The 3,546-nt window shown below is 72.0% G+C and carries 4 protein-coding genes; all 4 read left to right on the plus strand.

From position 1 onward, the window contains the following. The coding region (locus N866_RS17405; protein ID WP_034228932.1) for a helix-turn-helix domain-containing protein at positions 1-359 on the plus strand (359 nt) is incomplete at its 5' end. Positions 360-383: 24 nt separating this feature from the next. Beyond that, positions 384-1,463 (plus strand): non-homologous end-joining DNA ligase, encoded by a 1,080-nt coding sequence (ligD, locus tag N866_RS17410; protein WP_034228935.1) that lies wholly within the window; start codon positions 384-386, stop codon positions 1,461-1,463. Positions 1,464-1,515: 52 nt separating this feature from the next. After that, a complete protein-coding gene (locus N866_RS17415) occupies positions 1,516-2,409 on the plus strand; it encodes a tyrosine-type recombinase/integrase (RefSeq protein ID WP_034228934.1) in 894 nt (297 codons plus the stop codon). Positions 2,410-3,208: 799 nt separating this feature from the next. Beyond that, positions 3,209-3,415 (plus strand): hypothetical protein, encoded by a 207-nt coding sequence (locus N866_RS17420; protein WP_245612650.1) that lies wholly within the window; start codon positions 3,209-3,211, stop codon positions 3,413-3,415. The last annotated feature ends 131 nt before the right edge of the window (positions 3,416-3,546 follow it).

The following is a 3,546-nucleotide window of genomic DNA, read 5'->3' on the forward strand; positions in this document are numbered from 1 at the left end:
GCGACGCGGCACGCGCGCACGCCGCCGAGGGGCTGGCCGTGGCGCGGGAGATCGGCGCCGCACCGCTCGGGGCGGCCGTCGAGGCGCTGGGTCGGCGGGGGCGCCTGGACCTCCCCGGGTCCCGTGTCGGCGGGGAGGTGCTGACGGCCCGCGAGGCCGAGGTGCTGCGCCTGGTCGCGCAGGGCCTGAGCAACCGTCAGGTCGGCGAGGCGCTGTTCATCAGCGGCAAGACCGTCAGCGTGCACGTGTCGAACCTGCTCGCGAAGCTCGGGGTCTCCGGCCGGGCGGAGGCGGTGGCGGTCGCGCACCGGCGGGGCCTGCTCTCCGACGACGGGGGCCTGACGGGGTCGCGGCCGTGATCGTCCGGCCCTAGCGTGCACCTCATGGCAGCGACGACGCCGGCGGTGGAGCTCGAGGTGGCCGGGCGCACGGTGCGCGTGAGCAACCCCGACCGGCCGTACTTCCCGGAGCGCGGCCTGACCAAGCGCGACGTCGTCGAGTACTTCGTCTCCGTCGGGGACGGGATCCTCGGCGCGCTGCGGGAGCGTCCGACGACGCTCGAGCGCTGGCCCCGCGGCGTCTTCGAGGGCGCGACCATGTCGACGCGCGCCGACAACCACGGCGACGCGTTCTACCAGAAGCGGGTCCCGCAGGGCGCCCCGGACTACGTCGAGACGGCCCGGATCGCCTTCCCGAGCGGACGCACCGCCGACGAGGTCCGACCGACCGAGCTCGCCGTCGTCGCGTGGGCCGCCAACCTGGGGACCATCACGTTCCACCCGTGGCCCGTGACGGGCGCCGACGTCGAGTCGCCGGACCAGCTGCGCATCGACCTGGACCCGCAGCCGGGCACCGACTTCTCCGACGCGGCCCGCGTCGCGCCGCACGTGCGCGAGATCCTCCAGGAGATGGGCATGGAGGGCTGGCCCAAGACGTCCGGCGGACGGGGCGTCCACATCTTCGTGCCGATCGAGCCGCGGTGGACCTTCACGCAGGCGCGGCGCGCGACGATCGCCCTGGGCCGCGAGCTCGAGCGGCGGCTGCCGGACCTGGTCACGATCAAGTGGTGGAAGGAGGAGCGCGGCAGCAAGATCTTCGTCGACTACAACCAGATGGCCCGGGACCGGACCATCGCGTCGGCGTACTCGATCCGGGCGAACCCGCGCGCCACGGTCTCCACGCCCGTGACCTGGGAGGAGCTGCCCGACGTCGACCCGGACGACTTCGACGTGACGACGGTCCCGGCGCGCTTCGCCGCGGTCGGGGACCTCTACGCGCCGCTCGTCGCCGGCGCCGGGCCGCGCTTCTCCCTCCAGCCCCTGCTGGACCTCGCAGACCGGGACGAGGCGGAGCACGGCCACGGGGACCTGCCCTACCCGCCGGAGTACCCGAAGATGCCCGGCGAGCCGAAGCGCGTGCAACCCTCCCGTGCTAAGCCTGCGACCAGCGACGATGCCGGGTGACGCGGTGTGACAGGTTCTAGCATAGCGCTCGCTGCCCTGATAACCTAGACCCGTGGCCGCGCGACTTGAGGACCTGCACCGGTCCTTCGCGCGCCACCTGCGGGCCGAGGGCTGCTCCCCGCGCACCGTCGTCGTCTACGGCCAGGCCATCCGGTTCTTCAGCGAGTGGCTCACCGCCCAGGGCCGACCAGCCACACTCGACGAGCTCACCCGCGCCGCCGCCCGGGAGTGGCTGGCGCAGCTGGCCGACCGCAACGAGCTGTCCACCGTGCGCACCCGGTACAAGGGGATGGCGCGCTTCTGCAACTGGCTCGTGGGCGAGGAGGAGCTCACCGCCAGCCCCCTGGCCGGCATCGCGGCCCCGGACGCGCCGGCCAAGCCGGTGGCCGTGCTGTCCGACGCGGACCTCGCCGCCCTGATGAAGGCGTGCGCGGGCAAGGACTTCCCCGACCGACGCGACGAAGCCATGATCCGCGTGCTGCTGGACTGCGGGGTGCGCGTCTCCGAGCTCTGCGGCCTCACGGTCGACGGGCTCGACCTGGACGCCGGGATGGCGATGGTCCGCGGCAAGGGCGACAAGGTCCGGCCGATCTACATGGGCGCCCGGACGATCCGCGCCCTGGACCGTTACCTCCGCCTGCGACGCACGCACCGCTGGTCCCACCTGGACGCCCTCTTCCTCAGCCAGCGCGGCGCCATGACGCCGGACGGGGTGCGCGACCGGCTCCGGACCCGCGCGACCCAGGCCGGACTGGACGACCTGCACCCGCACCGCTTCCGCCACACCTTCGCCCACGACTTCCTCATGAACGGCGGCCAGGAGCGCGACCTCAAGCGCTTGGCCGGGTGGTCCTCCGACGTCATGCTCGAGCGGTACGGCGCCAGCGCAGCCGACGCGCGGGCGAGGGCTGCCGCCCAACGGATGAAGCGAGGCGATCGGGTGTGACCGACCTGTTCTCGATCCTGTGCGGCAGGCCGGCATCCTCCCCGCCTCCTACCGGGAGAGAGCTCGCATCCCTTCGGTGTCCGTGCGGTCGCAGCCTTGGCCGCGTCTGTGCGTCCGAGAGCGGGCCGCTCGTGTTCATCCGTGCCACCCGATTGCCGCCGAGCCAGGCAGCGGGCGTCGTGGTTGACGCTGCTCTTCGCGACCTTGAGGACGCGCTAGAAAGCGAAGATGGCGCCACGGTGTCGATCATTGGGGCCTTTCTCGACACGCTTGAGAACGCGTCTACGGATCGGCTCGCCGCGGCACTCCCGTCCTTGGTCCTCCCGAGCGAGACGCCAAGATATCTCCCTGACCCGGCGCCAAAGGGAATCCTTGCGGGCATGAGTGCCACGTGCACGAAGTGCCGCGAGACCTATTATCTAGGCAGCCAATTGCTGGCATGGCGCGACGAGGGCGCCCCGCCCTCTACGACCATCGTTGCGACGACCCCGGATGAGTGGCGCAGGCGCGTTGGCCCGTCCTGGCCGCGAGAGGCCGTGCCCGGGCGCGTCGCGCTGTATCGGCACCTGACCGCTGTGCTAGCCTCATGAGTGCTACAACGCTTGGCCCAATAGAGTCCGCGCCGTGTCTCGGCAAAGACCGCTTGTGAACTAGCGCGCACAGGCTGACTCCCCAAAGGGGTTGAGTCGCCGTGCAGTCCAACGCAGAACGCCGCCTGCGGTCCACCATCGCCGCACATGAGTCCTGGGCGCACACTCAGGACCGATCAGCCCGCACCGCCCCCGCTCGAGCTGCCCTCATGGCGAAGTTCGAGCGCCAGGTCGACCCGGAAGGGACGCTGGCGCCCGACGAGCGAGCACGCCGCGCTGAGCACGCCAGGAAGGCTCACTTCGCCCGACTGGCGCTGAAGTCAGCCCGTGCCCGTCGGCAGTCTCGAGAGGCCGCGGCCCTCGCAGCCGAGGCCGACGCCGAGCTGAGCGCGCTCGGGGGTGGGGCCGTTGCTTGACCCCAGACACGCCGCCGCCCCCGGAGGGGCATCCGAGGGCGGGGCACAAACCAGGGCTGGCAGGCCGGTTGCTCCAAGTATCCCGCAGGTCTCACCGGATCGGGTAGCGCTCGACCTCGCCGCGATGCCAC

Source organism: Actinotalea ferrariae CF5-4 (assembly GCF_000603945.1).
GTDB classification, from domain to species: Bacteria; Actinomycetota; Actinomycetes; order Actinomycetales; family Cellulomonadaceae; genus Actinotalea; species Actinotalea ferrariae.

Coding starts and splice junctions, on each gene's coding strand:
- ligD (WP_034228935.1), top strand. CDS start 384: ATGGCAGCGACGACGCCGGCGGTGGAGCTCGAGGTGGCCGGGCGCACG.
- N866_RS17420 (WP_245612650.1), top strand. CDS start 3,209: ATGGCGAAGTTCGAGCGCCAGGTCGACCCGGAAGGGACGCTGGCGCCC.